Raw genomic sequence first — 15,825 nt, 5'->3', positions numbered from 1 at the left:
ATGGGCATTTTGACAATGGATAAAGCCTTTGTATTCTAAAAAACAATACAAAGGAGAAAGACATGATTACTTACAAACATAATCCTCAACTTGATTTTCAAGCTGTCCTTGACCTCTATGATTCTGTGGACTGGACAGGATATACTAGCCGTCCAGAAATGCTAGAGAAGGCCTTGGAACATAGTCTGCTCGTTCTTGCTGCCTTTGACGGTGACCGTCTAGTGGGTCTTTTGCGGGCAGTTGGCGACGGGCATTCAATCGTTTTTATTCAGGACATCTTGGTCCTGCCACCCTATCAGCGTCAGGGAATTGGTCGCAATCTTTTAGAGCAAGCTATTGCCCACTTTCCAGGTATTTATCAACTCCATCTCTTGACGGACAATACTGAGAAAACACGGTCTTTCTATGAGGCAATTGGCTTTACAGCCGTTGATAGCCTGGACTGTGTCGCTTACACCTATTTAAAATAATAAAACAATCTAAAAGAGCAGAGGCTGGGAGACCAGCCTTTTGCTTCGAGCAAATGATTTGAATTTCAAATCAAAAAGAGTAGAATATAATTGTCAATAATTAGTAATAAAGGAGATGAACAATGGCAACTGTATTAATTGTAAAGGCCCACCCCCTCGACGCACAAAAGTCCTACGCCTTGCGAGCCTTGGAAGAGTTTCAAACTCGTTACGCCAGTTTGCATCCAGAAGATAAGATAGAGATAGTAGATGTCTTTGAGGACCAAATACCAGCTTTGGACAAGCCCTTGTTAGAATCTATGGGAGCGGTTAAAAAAGGTATAGAAATCAGTCCTGAACAAGCAGAGCAGTTGGACCGCTATAATGCCTTGACCCAGCAATTTCTTGCAGCTGATAAGATTGTCGTCGTCAATCCTCTCTGGAATCTCAATGTGCCAAGTCAATTAGTGTCGTGGATTAATACCATTAACGTTGCAGGACTGACATTCAAGTATGGACCTGAGGGCTCTATCGGTTTGGTCAAGGACAAAAAGCTCCTGCACATCCAGTCCAATGGTGGTGTTTATGCAGGTCAAGATCCAGCTGCCCAGTACATCAAGTCTATCTTTGAATTTTTAGGCTTTGAAGACATTCATCAGGTCTTTATTGAGGGACAATCTGCCGATCCAAGCCGGGCTGAATCTATCTATGCTGAGGCAATGACCAAGATTGATACGATTTTGGAGACATTTTAAGTCAAAACCTCGCCCTATGTGGAGCGAGGTTTTTCGGTCATTTCTGCGATATAATCTAACTTACTCTGCCGACTGCGTTTCTTAAACAAAGCCTCGGCAGACATGGCTTCCTGCTTACTAGCAAAGGCTTCTTGATAGACCAGGCTGACAGGCAAGCGTGCGCGGGTGTACTTGGCCCCTTTCCCACGATTATGGGTAGCAAGCCGCTTCTCCACATCAGTCGTATAGCCAGTATAAAGACTCCCGTCGGCACATTCCAAGACATAAAAGTAGGCCTTATTTTCCATAATAAATCTCACGAATGGCAGGAGTATAGTCGCCGTTTTCTTCATGGACAACCAGAGGTGGCAGGATGTGCAGCCCGTCCACCGAGCCGTCCTTGATAGCCTCAATCAGCAACATATTGGCCTCCTTGCTGGACTTGGGATAGACAAACTGGATGCGTTTGGGAGCTAGTTTGTAGGTTCTCAGCGTGTCCAAAATATCTAAAAATCGGTCGGGTCTGTGGACCATGGCCAAGCGACCATTGGACTTGAGTACCTGTTGAGCCACCTGACAAATGCTGTCTAGATTGGTCGCGATTTCGTGTCTGGCTAGAAGATAATGCTCGCTTTCATTGAGGTTTGACTCTTTATCCACCTTGAAGTAGGGAGGATTGCAGAGCATCAAATCAACCTTGGACCGCAGATCGTACTGGGGTAGATTTGCCAAGTCGTCATTGATAATCGAAACCTGTTCCTCCAGACCATTGAGGGCAATGGAGCGGCGGTTCATGTCAGCAAGCCGTTCCTGCAACTCGACCTGAATAATCTGAGCCTTGGTGCGAGTGGAGGCAAAGAGACCCACCGCCCCATTTCCGCTACAAAGGTCAACAATCAGCCCCTTCTGAGCAGGCATTTTTGGAAACCGCGAAAGAAGAACGCTGTCAATCGAGTAGCTAAAAACCTCTCGATTTTGAATAATCTGAACATCTGTCGAGAAGAGCTGGTCAATCCGCTCCCCGTCTAGTAAATCAATTTTTTGCATAGGTTTATTATACCATCTTTGAATGAAAATCACTGTTTATTTTGAATGAAAAGAGAGCGAATACTTCGCCCTCAATCCTTAAACAAAAAATTCTACCCAAGCCCCAACTAGCAAGAATGCGATGCAGAGATAGATTTGCCAATTTGCCCTCAACATCCATTCTTTAGACCAAAAGGCACTACGGGCAGTACCGACAGTAGCAAAGAGCAAAAGTCCAAACCAGAGGCTAGGTCCCTTATTTAGCCACTCCCCGATACTTCCTAGAAACAACATCATCATTAAATAAAAATTCAAACTCCGATAATATTCTTTATTAAATTCTTTAAACATATAAAATCCTCACAGTACAAAGAAGGAAATGATTGTCCAAGCGACAATAAAACTAATCGTTAGATAAATTTGCCATGTTTTTTTAATCCAGCTACGTGACTTAAAGAAAGCTAGATAACCAGCATAAAGTCCGAGTCCAAGCTTGAGAAAATGGATAAACCAAAATGGTCCATGTATAGCTGCAGAAATCACTTGTAGGATACAGGCAAGAGACAAGTAAAATTCCCAGGTCCGATAGAATGCTTTATTGAATTTTTTAGACATAGTAAGCTCCTTTCTATTTACCCAAAATGAATTTCAGATAGATAATCACCACAATCAATCCGATATAGAAGATGTAGCCCATGCGAGTGAGTTCTTTTTCTTCCTTGAAGAAAAAGGTTCGAATGGCATTGATAAAAATAATCAGACAGGCTAATAGGCTATACCAAGTTGGAGTTGGAGAGTTCTCCCTAAAGAAATCTGGCAGTAAAAAACAAGACCAAAAAACTAGAGAATAGAAGGCGCTATAACGATAGAAATGCTTGTTAAACTGGAATTTCATATTCACTCACCTCTTTTTCTTTTATTATATCAAATAAATTATAGGTTTAAAAGTATTTATCGGTAAATCCAGTATGGTTATTGTTATAAAGAAAAACTATAACAAGGCTTGCTATTTTTCTATAAGCATTTTTTGAGGTTTTTCACACCAAATCTCCTATTTCATGCTAGACTATATTGTAAGTTAGATTGGAGTAGATGTTATGACAGATTATAAGATTGATACGATATTAGCTCGAACAGGGATTAACAATGATGAGAAAACAGGGGCCTTGATTTCCCCTATCCACCTTTCGACTACTTACCAGCATCCAGAATTTGGTCAATCAACAGGCTTCGACTACACACGGACCAAAAATCCTACCAGAGCTAGCTTGGAGAAAACCTTAGCTGCCATTGAAAAGGCTGACTATGCCCTAGTGACCAGCTCGGGCATGGCTGCTTTGGTCTTGCTCTTTAACGGTTTCCCAGTTGGAAGTAAGGTGGTTGCGGCGCGTGACCTCTACGGCGGCTCTTTCCGCTGGTTCAACGAGCAGGAGCAGTTGGGGCGCTTTAGTTTCACCTATGCTAACACAGAGGAGGACTTGTTGGCTGCCATCACTGATCAGACGGACTATGTTTTCCTGGAAACACCTACCAATCCCCTTATGGTTGAGTTTGATATTGCTAAGGTTTCGGCTGTCGCCCATGCCAAAGGTGCTAAGGTGATTGTCGATAACACTTTTTACAGCCCTATCTACCAAAATCCACTTGTTCTAGGAGCGGACGTTGTCCTACATTCAGCAACCAAGTACCTATCTGGGCATAATGATGTACTAGCTGGCGCTTTGATGACCAATGATCAAGACCTATATGATAAGCTCTTTTATGACCAAAATACATCGGGTCCAACTCTATCTCCACTGGATTCTTACTTACTCATGCGTGGACTCAAAACCCTCTCGCTTCGAATGGAGCGGGCGACACAAAATGCTCAGAAAATTATTGCCTATTTGGAGAAGAGTCCAGCAGTCAAGCAAGTTTACTATACAGGAAAAGGTGGGATGATTTCGGTTAAGGTGGTAGATGAAAGTCGGATTCCCCATATTCTCAACACCCTGAAAGTCTTTACCTTTGCTGAAAGTCTGGGTGGAGTAGAGAGTCTGATTACCTATCCAGCCACTCAGACCCACGCAGACATTCCAGCTGAAACCCGTCATTCTTACGGTTTGACAGATGATTTGCTTCGTCTGTCTATTGGTATAGAGAATGCGGAAGACTTGATTGCAGATTTGAAAACAGCCTTGGAGGGATAATATGACCCAGTATAATTTTATAGATAGTCCGAATCGTCTATCCCAGCATGCGGAAAAATGGAAAAAAGTGGAGGCTGATCCTGAACTCTTACCTTTATGGATTGCAGATATGGACTTTGAGCCTCTACCAGAAATTCGCCAAGTTATCCGTGACTACGCAGATCATCATGTTTTTGGTTATCCTTATGCTAGTGACAGCCTCTATCAGTCTATTATTGACTGGGAAGATAGACAGCATGGCTACAAGATTGAAAGAGAGTCCATCCTGCTCATCGAAGGAGTTGTTCCTGCCTTATCTGTGGCTATTCAATCTTTGACAGAAGAAGGGGATGCAGTCCTAATTAATACACCTGTCTACCCACCCTTTGCGCGGACTGTCAAATTAAACAATCGTCAGCTAGTCACCAATTCACTAGTTGATGTGGATGGTATTTTTAGGCTTAATCTTAACCAGCTTGAAAAGGACATTGTAGAGAATCAAGTGAAACTCTATATTTTCTGCAATCCCCACAACCCAGGTGGTAGAGTTTGGACAAGAGAGGAAGTGTTGGCTATTGGACGTCTTTGTCAAAAACATGGTGTTATCCTTGTCTCAGATGAAATACATCAAGATTTGACCTTGTATGGTCACAAGCATTATTCCTTTAACACAGTGGATGAAAGTTTTAAAGAGTTTTCAATCATCTTAGCATCTGCGACCAAGACCTTCAATATTGCTGGTACAAAAAATAGCTTTGCAATCATTGAAAATCCAAGCATTCGCAAGACTTTCGCTAAGCGTCAATTGATAAATAATCAGCACGAGATTCCAACGATTGGCTTGTTAACCACAGAAGCTGCTTTCACTTATGGAGATGAGTGGTTGAAGGAGTTGAAGGTTATTTTGGAGAGAAATATAGACTTTGTTGAGGAGTATTTGGCAACCCATACAAGGATCAAGGTCATGAAGCCCCAGGGAACCTACCTCATCTGGCTTGATTTTTCTGCTTATGAGTTAGAGCATGCGGAGCTCTTTGATATTCTTCATTGTAAAGCGAAGTTGATTTTGAATGATGGTTTGACCTTTGGTAAGGAAGGTAAGCACCATGCACGTCTAAATGTGGCAACTCCATTTGATGTCATTGAAGAAGCTTGTCAGCGACTTGGTAAGGTTTTTGGATAAAGAAATAAGGACTAGTGTGAGTAAAATCACCTAATCCTTATTTTTTTGTGTTTTTCGAAATTCTGTCGGGCTCATATGGAAATAATTTTTGAAGGCCGCGCTGAAGGTAAGAGGGTCTTGGTAGCCGACAGAATAGGCGATTTCAGTGATACTCCGAGAAGCATCTTCTAATAGTTGACAAGAACGATTCATTTTTACTTGTAAAATATAATCTTTGATAGAATAGCCAGTTTCCTGCTTAAAAATTTTATAGAGATAGCTTCGGCTTAAAGCTAGAAAATCTGCTATTTCAGAAACTTTAATTGGATGGGCATAGTGGTTATGGATCATCTTGATGGCTTGCTGAACATAGTGCTTGGTTTGTGTTTCAGGCTTAATTAATGTTTCACTGGGAAATTCCTCGATGAGTGCTGCTAAGAGTTGGTTGAGGTAGCCAATTAAGACCAATTCTGTGATAGAGGGGATGGGATGCATCTGAACATGGTTAATCTGATGCATGTAGCCTAGAATTGGTGACTCTAGATTGGAGTGGAGGTAGTAGTTTTCTAGCAGTTGACTTTGATTAAGTAGGTCTTTTGCTCGTGAACCACTAAAACCAACCCATATATAGGTCCACGGGTCTATATCATCAGCTTGATAGAAAATGGAAACATCCTTTGGAAGAATAAACAAATCGCCTGCAGCAAGATAGCTTGTTTTTCCGTCAACAAGAATTTTTCCTCTTCCTTTTGTAATAAAATGCAGGACAAAATTATCACGGATAGTAGGACCGAAGGAATAGCCCTTGTCACATTGTTCGGCACCGTAATGGTCTACATTTAGGTCAAAGTTGTGACTATCCAATTCATTATAGATATTTAGAATATTCATTTCAATCCTCCTAGGAAACATTATACCATGTTTTAAAAACAAAAGACTATTAAGTAAAGCGTTTTCATTTTGTAAAATAATAGCATAAAGAAGAGATAGGAGAGATGAATGTGATTGAGATTTATAATGAAAAACAGATTTTCCACCTGAAAACAAGAGAATTCTCTTATATCATCCAAGTGTTGGAAACAGGCGATCTGGTTCATCGTTATTTTGGGAAAAAAATCGAAAAATTTAGCGATGGAAACAAAATAACATATTTAGATCGATCGTTTTCTCCGAGTCCAATTACTGGGGATAGGACATACTCATTGGATGTCCTCCCACTCGAATATTCCAGCAATGGTCTGGGAGATTTTAGAACCTCAGCATTAGATGTTCGGAACGAATTTGGAGTCACTCTTGACCTAAAATACAAAGAGTATCGATTATACAAGGGGAAAAAAGAACTGAGGGGATTACCAGCAAGTTTTGGAAATCAAGAAGAGGTAGAGAGTCTTGAAATTGATCTTTACGATCAGTTGACAGATATTACCGTAACACTTCAGTATTCTGTTTTTGAAGAAGCTTCCTATCTCGCACGGTCAGCTACAATTCAAACTGGCAAATATCCATGCAAACTAGAGAAGGTCTTGTCTGCAACGCTTGATTTTCCACATCAAGATTTCATTGTTCACAGCTTGGCAGGACGTTATGCCTATGAAAAAGAGTGGACACAGACCCCATTGACAAAAGGTCAGTATTCGATTGGTAGCATTCGAGGTGCTTCTAGTCACTCAAGAACACCTTTCTTAGCACTAGCCTCACCCGATGCAGGCGAGGACAAGGGCGATGTTTATGCAGCCCACCTTGTCTATAGTGGCAACTTTACAGCATTTGTCGAAACAACAGCCATGGAAACCAGTCGTTTGGGACTAGGATTGGAAAGTCACTATTTCTCATGGCAATTGGATAAGGATGACCGGTTTCAAACTCCAGAAGTTCTCTTATCATACACTGATAAAGGATTTACTGGCATGACACAAAATAGTCATCACTTTATCACAAAACACCTCATTCGATCATCGTTTGTAAACAAACCAAGACCCATTTTAATCAACAACTGGGAAGCGACCTATTTTGAATTTACAGAAGAAAAGATTTTACAGTTAGCTCAGGTTGCAAGTCGAGCTGGTATTGAATTGTTTGTTCTGGATGATGGTTGGTTTGGTAAACGAAACAATGATGAAAGTTCATTGGGCGATTGGAAAGTCAATTTGGATAAGTTGCCAAATGGTTTGAATGGTTTAGCAGAGCGAATAAATGAGCTTGGCATGAAATTCGGATTGTGGTTTGAACCAGAGATGATTTCTATTGATAGCGATCTTTATCGTGAGCATCCTGATTGGGCAATTCGCACAGAAGGACGCTTACCAATCTACAGCCGAGAACAATTAGTTTTGGATTTGACCAAGCAGGAAGTCTGTGACTACATCATTGATAGCGTCTCTTCCATATTAGAATCAGCCAATATTTCTTATGTAAAATGGGATATGAACCGTAATATCACCAATATCCCTGAAAGTTTAGCAAATGACCAGCGCTTTGAGTTCCACCATCGTTACATGCTAGGTCTCTACCGTGTATTAGACCACCTTACAAAGCGGTTCCCGGATATTCTTTTCGAATCCTGTGCAGGCGGTGGAGGTCGTAATGATTTGGGAATCATGCATTACATGCCGCAAGCTTGGGCAAGTGATGATACAGATGCGATTGAGCGCTTATCTATTCAAGAAGGTACTAGTTTGATTTATCCCCCTTCCTCAATTGGTGCACACGTTTCTGCCGTTCCAAACCATCAGGTTGGTCGGATCACACCTCTTGCTACACGAGGCAATGTGGCTATGATGGGAGGAGCATTTGGTTACGAGCTGGATTTAACGAAACTTTCCGAAAAGGAATTGGATGAAATCAGTCAGCAAATCGAAACCTATCACTCCATTCGTGAAACTATACAATTCGGTCAGCTCTACCGTCTGAAAAAGACGACCAATACCTGGGCTGCCAATTATGTTGGTCAAGATAAGAATCAAGCGGTCTTTACATTTGTAAAAATTCTTGCTAAACCGGAGGCACCATTGCTTCATGTCCGGTTAAAGGGGCTAGACCCAGATGCCTTGTATGAATGCCCTCAATTGGGAGAAACATTCTACGGGGATGAACTGATGAACATTGGTCTTACAATGCCACATGTTCAAAAAGATTATTTTAGTGTACAATATATTTTTAACAAAATCTAGGAGGATTTTATAATGAAAATGAAAACATTTTTAAAATGTGCGTCAGTATGTGCTTTTGCCAGCTTCTTGGTTGCTTGTGGGAATGCAAGTAGTAGCGATAAGGTAGAAATAGAATATTTCTCACAAAAACCAGAAATGCAAGCTACCCTTCAGGAAATTATTAATGATTTCGAAAAGGAAAATCCTACGATTGATGTTAAATTTTCAAATGTACCAGATGCAGGAACTGTTTTGAAAACCCGTATGGCCAACAATGAAGCGCCAGATGTGATTAACATTTATCCACAAAATGCGGACTTTAAAGCATATGCAGCGGATGGGCGTTTCCTAGAAATTGGTGATGATGCAGGTCTCAGTCATCTAAAAGATGGTGCTGTAACGCCTTATCTTGTTAACGAAAAAAATTATACCCTTCCTTTGACAGCAAATGCCTATGGTATTTACTATAATAAGGATAAGTTCAAAGAATTGGGGCTCGAAGTTCCAACTACCTATGCAGAATTTGTGGCTTTGGTAGACAAAATCAAAGCAGACGGTAGCGCAGCACCATTTGCCCTTTCATTGAATGACGCTTGGTCATTGAATGGCTACCATCAGTTAGCCTGGGTAACTGTTGCTGGTGGATTTGATGGCGCTGAAGATATTCTAATCCGCAGTGCAAAGGGAGCAATTCAAGATGACGCTACAACAAAAGCTGTCTTAGAACGCTTGCAATTGTTGACAGATAACGGACAAAAAGGTGCAACAGGCGCGCTCTATGCAGATGCGGTGGCAGCCTTTGCAGCAGGTGATGCTCTCATGCTTCCACAAGGTACATGGGCAGCTACAGCTGTAAACCAACAAGAACCAGAATTTGAATATGGTATGTTTACATTCCCTGGCGATAAAGAAGGTGGCGACTATACCATCGGTGCAGCTGACCTTGCTCTATCTATTTCAGCAGATACAGAGCACCCAGAAGAGTCTAAAAAATTCCTAGAATACCTTTCTCGTCCAGAAGTTATCCAGAAATACTATGATGTAGATGGCTCACCAACTTCAGTTGAAGGTGTAGATACAGAAGGTAAGTTTGAAGAAACTGCTGGAGTGACACAATATGCCTTCACTGACAAACATGTAGTTTGGTTGCAATCTGAATGGGAATCAGAAGATGAGTTCTGGAACATTACTGTTGAAATGGTTAAAAATCCAAACTCAGCAGAATTAGTGAAAAAACTGAACGCATTCTTTGACCCAATGAAAAAATAATTCAAGAAAACTATAAGGAGGGCTAGAACAGCCTAGCTCTTCTTTATAGTTGCTTAGGGTCAGTTTGAATCCCTCCTAACCACTCCATTCAAACTGACCCTAAGTAACTATACATTTTAGAAAAAAGGAGTACCATGATGAATCAAAAAGGTTTTATTGCCAAATATTGGCCCTATCTATTTGTTGCCATACCAATTGGTCTACAGTTAATCTTTTTCTTCTATCCCTTATTAACGGGAATCTATTATAGTCTGACGGATTGGAATGGATTGACATCAGATTTCAGCTTGATTGGTATTCAAAACTATCTAGATATCTTGAAGAATCCTGATTTTTATACGTCCATGACTTTTACCATTATCTTCACCATTGGTTTGGTCATCGGAGAAATTGTTATAGGGATTTGGTTGGCTAGTCTCCTTAATCGTAAGATTAAAGCTGTTGGTTTCTTTAGAACCTGGTATTTCTTCCCAGCAGTTCTTTCAACCGTTACTTTAGGCTTGATTTTTGTCCAATTGTTCAACTATGGTTTCACACAAATTGGAGAATTACTACATATTGATTGGTTGATGGAAAACTTATTGGTACAAGAAAATACTGTTATTCCAGCTGTACTTTTTGTGGCTCTCTGGCAGGGATTGGCGATGCCAGTCATCATCTTCTTGTCTGGGTTACAAAGTATTCCAGAAGATGTGAAAGAAGCAGCTGCAATCGATGGTGCAACACGCTCTCAACAATTCTTCAATATTGAACTTCCATTCTTATTACCATCTATCAGTATGGTTTTCATCTTGGCAATGAAGTCAGGTTTGACAGCATTTGACCTTATCTTTGCACTGACAAGTGGTGGCCCAGACGGCAAAACAGAATCTTTGGGTTTACTCGTTTACAACTATGCTTTTGTAGATAATAAATTCTCTTATGCCAATGCTTTGGCTGTAGTACTCTTCATCTTCATTATTGTCATCTCATTGATTCAGATGAGAATTTCGAAGAAATTTGAAATTTAGGAGGACTGTCATGAATACTCAAAAACAGAAAAATTGGTGGGTCTATCTCGTGCTCTTCAGCGGTATTCTCTTCATGTTTATTCCGCTACTTGTGACGATTATAAGTTCGTTCAAACCAACCAAGGAAATCACGAGCAACTTCTTTGGTCTTCCTGAAAATTTCACCTTAAATAACTACGAACGCTTGTTTAATGATGGGATTGTTCAATATTTTGGCAATTCTGCCTTGATTACGATTGTAGCTGTTGGCTTGATTTTACTTGTTATTCCAATGGCAGCCTTCGCCGTAGCCCGTCAAATGAAACGCCAGACGGTGTTTAACTTTATCTACTTTTTCTTGATTATTGGGATTTTTGTACCTTTCCAGGTGATTATGCTCCCAATGACCAAATTAATGTCAAGCCTTGGTTTGAACAATATTGTCGGTTTGATTATCCTCTATTTGACCTATGCAGTTCCTCAGGCCCTCTTCCTCTACGTCGGCTATATTAAGACCATTGTTCCTGAGGAAATGGATGAGGCGGCAGCTATTGATGGTTGTGATAAATTTACCATGTACTGGAAAATCATTTTCCCACTCATGAAACCTATGCATGCAACTGTTTTGATTATCAATGCCCTCTGGGTCTGGAACGATTTCCTCTTGCCCCTATTGGTATTGAACCGTGACCAAAGCATGTGGACTTTACCTCTTTTCCAATACAACTATCAAGGCATGTATTTCAGTGATTATGGACCATCATTTGCATCCTATGTGGTGGGAATTATTCCAATCTTACTTGTCTATCTTGTCTTCCAAAAACATATTATTTCAGGTATGACGAGTGGTTCTGTCAAATAAATCGAAAGGTTGACTTGTTCAACCTTTTCAAATAAAAGTAAAAGAAAAGGCTTACAAAGGAGAAAATCTATGAAAATTAAAAATCAAGCGATGTTGATTACTTATTCTGATAGTTTAGGCAAGAATCTTAAGGATTTGAAAAAAGTTCTTGAGGGGCCATTAAAGGATGTTGTGGGAGGTATCCATATTCTGCCGTTTTTCCCATCATCTGGTGACCGTGGGTTTGCGCCAATGGATTATACAAAGGTGGACCCTGCATTTGGAGATTGGTCAGATATTGAAGCATTAAGCAAGGACTATTATCTGATGTTCGATTTTATGATCAATCATATTTCTGCAAAATCTCCTTATTTCCTTGATTTTCTTGAAAAGAAAGACGATTCAGCTTATGCGGATTTGTTTATTCGCTATAAAAACTTTTGGCCAAATAGTGAGCCAACGCAAGAAGATGTTGATTTGATCTACAAGCGTAAACCTCGTGCTCCCTATCGCATTGCCAAATTTGCTGATGGTAGCGAGGAGAAGGTATGGTGTACCTTTGATGAGCAACAGATTGACTTGGATGTGACTACAGAAACAACACGTCGGTTCATCCAAGAAAATTTGGAGCAGTTGGCAGAACATGGTGCTTCGATTATTCGTTTGGACGCCTTCGCTTATGCCAATAAAAAAATAGGAACCAACTGTTTCTTTGTGGAGCCAGATATTTGGGAAATGCTCCATTTTCCACGTCAGTTATTGGCACCAAAAGATGTAGAAATCTTACCAGAAATTCATGAACACTACACCATTCAGCAAAAAATTGCGGAACAGGATTATTATGTTTATGACTTTGCCTTGCCAATGCTGGTTCTCCACGCTTTGTATTCTGGTCATGTCAATCGTTTGGTTCACTGGATGGAGATTTGCCCTCGTAAGCAATTTACAACTCTTGATACACATGATGGAATAGGTGTTGTGGACGTTAAGGATTTGCTGACGGATGAGGAGACAGAGGAAACGCGTGAAGCCTTGTATGCACAAGGTGCCAATGTGAAGAAAATTTATAGTACAGAAGCCTACAATAATTTGGATATTTATCAGATTAACTGTACTTATTATTCTGCCCTTGGCAATAACGATCAAGCTTACCTATTAGCGCGTGTTCTTCAATGTTTTGCACCAGGTATTCCACAGATTTACTATGTTGGCTTACTTGCAGGTGAAAATGATATTGAACTTTTAGAATCAAGTAAGGAAGGCCGCAATATCAATCGCCATTATTATGATTTGGAAGAAATTGAGCACGAAGTACAACGACCAGTTGTACAATCCTTGTTCAAACTACTTAAATTCCGCAATACAAGTCCAGCTTTCGACGGGGAGTTCTCTGTTAAGATGCTGGATGAAACAAGTATGGAAATTTTCTGGAATAATCAAGATGCAGGGGTGTCTGCCCGTCTAACAGCAAACCTAAAAGAAAAAACCTTTGAAATTGTTGAAATAGAAGAGGGCAAAATGACCACAATTGAGTTATAATATGATTATATAGAAATAGGGGGATTCCCCTTTTTCTTACGTAAATAAGATTGTACAGAAAGGATCAATCAAATGTCCGAAATACAAAAGACAGATTGGTGGAAGAAGTCCGTCATTTACCAAATTTATCCTCGTAGTTTTCAAGATTCAAATGGAGATGGAGTAGGGGATATTCGAGGGATTATCAGCCGATTAGATTATCTTCACGAGCTAGGAATTGATGCTATTTGGCTCAGTCCAGTCTATCAGTCCCCTATGGATGACAATGGTTACGACATCAGTGATTACCAAGGAATTGCTCCAGAATTTGGGACCATGGAAGATATGGAAGAGCTGATTGCAGAAGGCCATAAGCGCAATATCAAAATAATCATGGATTTGGTACTCAATCATACCTCGGATGAACATTTCTGGTTTCAAGAAGCCCTCAAAGGACCAGATAATCCCTATTATGATTATTATGTTTGGGCTGATGAGCCGAATGCATTACGCTCGACCTTCTCAGGCTCTGCTTGGGAATACGTTCCACATCTGAACAAATACTACCTTCATCAATTCTCTGTTAAGCAACCGGATTTGAACTGGAAAAATCCTGCTCTGAAACAAGAAATCTGGGATATGATCAATTTTTGGATTGAAAAAGGTGTCGGTGGTTTCAGGCTAGATGTAATTGATTTGATTGGAAAAGAACCGGAAAAATTAATTACAGCTGATGGACCGACTCTCCATCCTCTTATTCAGGAATTAAATGAGAAGACCTTTGGTGCTTACGACTTAGTGACTGTTGGGGAAACCTGGAGTGCCAATCCAGAAAATGCTCAGTTATATTCACATCCTGACCGAAAAGAATTTTCGATGATTTTCCAATTTGAACATGTCGGACTTGATCAGCAGGAAGGGAAAGAAAAGTGGGATTTGGCACCGCTAGATCCAGCACGTTTGCATAAGGTTCTATCTAAATGGCAGACTGAACTGGTTGGTAAAGGCTGGAACTCACTTTTCTGGAATAACCATGATTTACCTCGTGCCATTTCTCGCTTTGGTGATGATCGACCTGCCTTTCGTGAGCTAAGTGGTAAAATGTTGGCTATTTATCTTCACTTTATGTCAGGGACACCTTATATCTACCAAGGTGAGGAAATTGGTATGATTAATACACCGATTACGGATATTAGCCAAGCGGACGATATTGAAACACGTCGCATGTATGCGGAACGGATTGAAAATGGCTTCACCAAGGAGGAATTGCTTACTTCTATAAATGCCAAAGGTCGCGATAATGCTCGCCGTCCAATGCAATGGACAGGAGCAGAAGGAGCGGGCTTCAGTACAGGTCAAGCCTGGCTGGCTTTGGGAGATACTGTCAAAGACATCAATGTTGAAAAAGCACTGGCAGACAAACAATCGCTTTTCTATACCTATCAAAAATTAATCGCTCTTCGGAAAGAGTATCCTTGTATGTCTGAAGGAAAATATGAAGTGATGGAGACTGGAAATAGCTTGGTAATGGCTTACCGTAAATATGATGAACTGGATGATTTCATCATCCTGGTAAATTTCACCAGTGATGAGCAGGCCTATGAAGTATCAAGTGAAGGGTATTCCTTGTTTATGCATAACTACGATGAAGCAGCATTTTTGGATAGACAATTATTAAGACCGTATGAGGCAATCGTTCTCAAAAAATAAATTCCTTTTCTTTTCCCATGCTTTTTTCATGAATTTTTGGTAAAATAGAAAAAACAAAAAAGAGAGGTTTTATCATCATGGGTAAATTCCAAGTCATTTCACACCCACTCATTCAGCATAAGTTGTCAATCCTTCGTCGTACATCTACTTCAACAAAGGATTTTCGTGAGTTGGTTAATGAAATCGCGATGCTGATGGGTTACGAAGTTTTGCGTGACTTGCCACTTGAAGATGTGGAGATTGAAACGCCAATCACAAAAACAGTTCAGAAACAAATTGCAGGTAAAAAATTAGCTATCGTACCAATTCTTCGTGCAGGTGTTGGTATGGTTGATGGTTTGCTAAGCTTGGTACCAGCAGCTAAAGTTGGTCACATCGGTATGTACCGCGATGAAGAAACCCTTCAACCCGTTGAGTATCTTGTGAAATTACCAGAAGACATTGATCAACGTCATATTTTTGTAGTTGACCCAATGCTTGCGACAGGTGGTTCAGCTATTCTTGCAGTGGATTCATTGAAAAAGCGTGGCGCTTCAAATATTAAATTTGTTGCCCTTGTTTCAGCTCCAGAAGGTGTCAAAGCTCTTCAAGAAGCACATCCAGATATTGATATCTACACTGCAGCTTTGGATGAAAAACTCAATGAAAAAGGCTACATCGTACCAGGTTTGGGAGATGCAGGTGACCGCTTGTTCGGTACAAAATAATTAAGAAATCAGCTCTGCTGGTTTCTTCAGACTGAAGACAAAGTCCTTAGAATTGATTTTCTAAGGGCTTTTCTTCGTATTTAGGAGTATAATATAAGAAAAA

General features: G+C 40.4%; 17 protein-coding genes. 11 read left to right on the top strand and 6 right to left on the bottom strand.

Annotation, left to right across the window (positions count from 1 at the left end):
- The first annotated feature begins 62 nt into the window (after positions 1-62).
- Complete coding sequence (locus P7J58_RS05445; protein ID WP_408555869.1) at positions 63-470, top strand: GNAT family N-acetyltransferase; 408 nt, start codon at positions 63-65, stop codon at positions 468-470.
- A 122-nt stretch (positions 471-592) separates the two neighbouring features.
- Positions 593-1,204, top strand: coding sequence for an FMN-dependent NADH-azoreductase (locus tag P7J58_RS05440; protein ID WP_408555870.1), 612 nt, complete (start codon positions 593-595; stop codon positions 1,202-1,204).
- Positions 1,205-1,218: 14 nt separating this feature from the next.
- Here the strand turns inward: P7J58_RS05440 and P7J58_RS05435 are convergent, their stop codons facing one another.
- From P7J58_RS05435 to P7J58_RS05415, 5 genes are all read right to left on the bottom strand, one after another.
- Complete coding sequence (locus P7J58_RS05435; RefSeq protein WP_029944420.1) at positions 1,219-1,491, bottom strand: GIY-YIG nuclease family protein; 273 nt, start codon at positions 1,489-1,491, stop codon at positions 1,219-1,221.
- The gene (locus P7J58_RS05430; RefSeq protein ID WP_408555871.1) at positions 1,481-2,230 is read right to left on the bottom strand and encodes a tRNA1(Val) (adenine(37)-N6)-methyltransferase; all 750 of its coding nucleotides are present in this window, start codon (positions 2,228-2,230) and stop codon (positions 1,481-1,483) included. The genes P7J58_RS05435 and P7J58_RS05430 overlap by 11 nt, the downstream gene beginning before the upstream one ends.
- Before the next feature lie 78 nt (positions 2,231-2,308).
- A complete protein-coding gene (locus P7J58_RS05425) occupies positions 2,309-2,560 on the bottom strand; it encodes a hypothetical protein (protein ID WP_024398551.1) in 252 nt (83 codons plus the stop codon).
- Positions 2,561-2,569: 9 nt separating this feature from the next.
- Positions 2,570-2,824 carry a hypothetical protein gene (locus P7J58_RS05420; RefSeq protein ID WP_004298902.1) on the bottom strand — a complete coding sequence of 85 codons (255 nt, stop codon included), beginning with the start codon at positions 2,822-2,824 and terminating at the stop codon, positions 2,570-2,572.
- A 13-nt stretch (positions 2,825-2,837) separates the two neighbouring features.
- Positions 2,838-3,104 (bottom strand): hypothetical protein, encoded by a 267-nt coding sequence (locus P7J58_RS05415; RefSeq protein WP_029187755.1) that lies wholly within the window; start codon positions 3,102-3,104, stop codon positions 2,838-2,840.
- Between the two features lie 202 nt (positions 3,105-3,306).
- Between P7J58_RS05415 and P7J58_RS05410 the strand changes: the two genes are divergently transcribed.
- Positions 3,307-4,398: a cystathionine gamma-synthase gene (locus P7J58_RS05410; RefSeq protein ID WP_029189051.1), complete on the top strand. Its 1,092-nt coding sequence runs from the start codon at positions 3,307-3,309 to the stop codon at positions 4,396-4,398.
- A 1-nt stretch (position 4,399) separates the two neighbouring features.
- Complete coding sequence (locus P7J58_RS05405; RefSeq protein WP_408555872.1) at positions 4,400-5,560, top strand: MalY/PatB family protein; 1,161 nt, start codon at positions 4,400-4,402, stop codon at positions 5,558-5,560.
- Between the two features lie 30 nt (positions 5,561-5,590).
- Here P7J58_RS05405 and P7J58_RS05400 read toward each other — a convergent pair whose 3' ends face one another.
- The gene (locus tag P7J58_RS05400; RefSeq protein WP_002937318.1) at positions 5,591-6,430 is read right to left on the bottom strand and encodes an AraC family transcriptional regulator; all 840 of its coding nucleotides are present in this window, start codon (positions 6,428-6,430) and stop codon (positions 5,591-5,593) included.
- A gap of 104 nt (positions 6,431-6,534) precedes the next feature.
- On the opposite strand from P7J58_RS05400, the gene P7J58_RS05395 reads away from it, so the two are divergent.
- The 7 genes from P7J58_RS05395 to upp all read left to right on the top strand — a co-directional run bounded on the left by P7J58_RS05395 (position 6,535) and on the right by upp (position 15,722).
- The gene (locus P7J58_RS05395) at positions 6,535-8,709 is read left to right on the top strand and encodes an alpha-galactosidase (RefSeq protein ID WP_408555873.1); all 2,175 of its coding nucleotides are present in this window, start codon (positions 6,535-6,537) and stop codon (positions 8,707-8,709) included.
- A 12-nt stretch (positions 8,710-8,721) separates the two neighbouring features.
- Positions 8,722-9,957: an extracellular solute-binding protein gene (locus P7J58_RS05390; protein WP_024376791.1), complete on the top strand. Its 1,236-nt coding sequence runs from the start codon at positions 8,722-8,724 to the stop codon at positions 9,955-9,957.
- 137 nt (positions 9,958-10,094) lie between these two features.
- Positions 10,095-10,967, top strand: a complete 873-nt coding sequence (locus P7J58_RS05385; protein ID WP_004298918.1) for a carbohydrate ABC transporter permease — start codon at positions 10,095-10,097, stop codon at positions 10,965-10,967.
- Positions 10,968-10,977: 10 nt separating this feature from the next.
- A complete protein-coding gene (locus P7J58_RS05380) occupies positions 10,978-11,808 on the top strand; it encodes a carbohydrate ABC transporter permease (RefSeq protein WP_009910491.1) in 831 nt (276 codons plus the stop codon).
- Between the two features lie 69 nt (positions 11,809-11,877).
- Entirely contained in the window at positions 11,878-13,326 is a 1,449-nt protein-coding gene (gene gtfA, locus P7J58_RS05375) for a sucrose phosphorylase (RefSeq protein ID WP_408555874.1), read from the top strand.
- Between the two features lie 72 nt (positions 13,327-13,398).
- Positions 13,399-15,015, top strand: a complete 1,617-nt coding sequence (locus P7J58_RS05370; protein WP_408555875.1) for an alpha-glucosidase — start codon at positions 13,399-13,401, stop codon at positions 15,013-15,015.
- Between the two features lie 77 nt (positions 15,016-15,092).
- Positions 15,093-15,722 (top strand): uracil phosphoribosyltransferase, encoded by a 630-nt coding sequence (gene upp / locus P7J58_RS05365; RefSeq protein WP_002937309.1) that lies wholly within the window; start codon positions 15,093-15,095, stop codon positions 15,720-15,722.
- Positions 15,723-15,825 lie beyond the last annotated feature (103 nt).

It is taken from the genome of Streptococcus suis (genome assembly GCF_046032535.1).
Classification (GTDB): Bacteria; Bacillota; Bacilli; order Lactobacillales; family Streptococcaceae; genus Streptococcus; species Streptococcus suis_AK.
The sequence above is the reverse complement of the archived record's forward strand: the minus strand, read 5'-3'. Positions and strand labels throughout refer to the sequence as shown.

Bases quoted from the DNA above. Each gene is read 5' to 3' on its own strand.
- P7J58_RS05445 (WP_408555869.1), top strand. From the start codon at position 63: ATGATTACTTACAAACATAATCCTCAACTTGATTTTCAAGCTGTCCTT.
- P7J58_RS05440 (WP_408555870.1), top strand. From the start codon at position 593: ATGGCAACTGTATTAATTGTAAAGGCCCACCCCCTCGACGCACAAAAG.
- P7J58_RS05435 (WP_029944420.1), bottom strand. From the start codon at position 1,491: ATGGAAAATAAGGCCTACTTTTATGTCTTGGAATGTGCCGACGGGAGT.
- P7J58_RS05430 (WP_408555871.1), bottom strand. From the start codon at position 2,230: ATGCAAAAAATTGATTTACTAGACGGGGAGCGGATTGACCAGCTCTTC.
- P7J58_RS05425 (WP_024398551.1), bottom strand. From the start codon at position 2,560: ATGTTTAAAGAATTTAATAAAGAATATTATCGGAGTTTGAATTTTTAT.
- P7J58_RS05420 (WP_004298902.1), bottom strand. From the start codon at position 2,824: ATGTCTAAAAAATTCAATAAAGCATTCTATCGGACCTGGGAATTTTAC.
- P7J58_RS05415 (WP_029187755.1), bottom strand. From the start codon at position 3,104: ATGAAATTCCAGTTTAACAAGCATTTCTATCGTTATAGCGCCTTCTAT.
- P7J58_RS05410 (WP_029189051.1), top strand. From the start codon at position 3,307: ATGACAGATTATAAGATTGATACGATATTAGCTCGAACAGGGATTAAC.
- P7J58_RS05405 (WP_408555872.1), top strand. From the start codon at position 4,400: ATGACCCAGTATAATTTTATAGATAGTCCGAATCGTCTATCCCAGCAT.
- P7J58_RS05400 (WP_002937318.1), bottom strand. From the start codon at position 6,430: ATGAATATTCTAAATATCTATAATGAATTGGATAGTCACAACTTTGAC.
- P7J58_RS05395 (WP_408555873.1), top strand. From the start codon at position 6,535: ATGAATGTGATTGAGATTTATAATGAAAAACAGATTTTCCACCTGAAA.
- P7J58_RS05390 (WP_024376791.1), top strand. From the start codon at position 8,722: ATGAAAATGAAAACATTTTTAAAATGTGCGTCAGTATGTGCTTTTGCC.
- P7J58_RS05385 (WP_004298918.1), top strand. From the start codon at position 10,095: ATGAATCAAAAAGGTTTTATTGCCAAATATTGGCCCTATCTATTTGTT.
- P7J58_RS05380 (WP_009910491.1), top strand. From the start codon at position 10,978: ATGAATACTCAAAAACAGAAAAATTGGTGGGTCTATCTCGTGCTCTTC.
- gtfA (WP_408555874.1), top strand. From the start codon at position 11,878: ATGAAAATTAAAAATCAAGCGATGTTGATTACTTATTCTGATAGTTTA.
- P7J58_RS05370 (WP_408555875.1), top strand. From the start codon at position 13,399: ATGTCCGAAATACAAAAGACAGATTGGTGGAAGAAGTCCGTCATTTAC.
- upp (WP_002937309.1), top strand. From the start codon at position 15,093: ATGGGTAAATTCCAAGTCATTTCACACCCACTCATTCAGCATAAGTTG.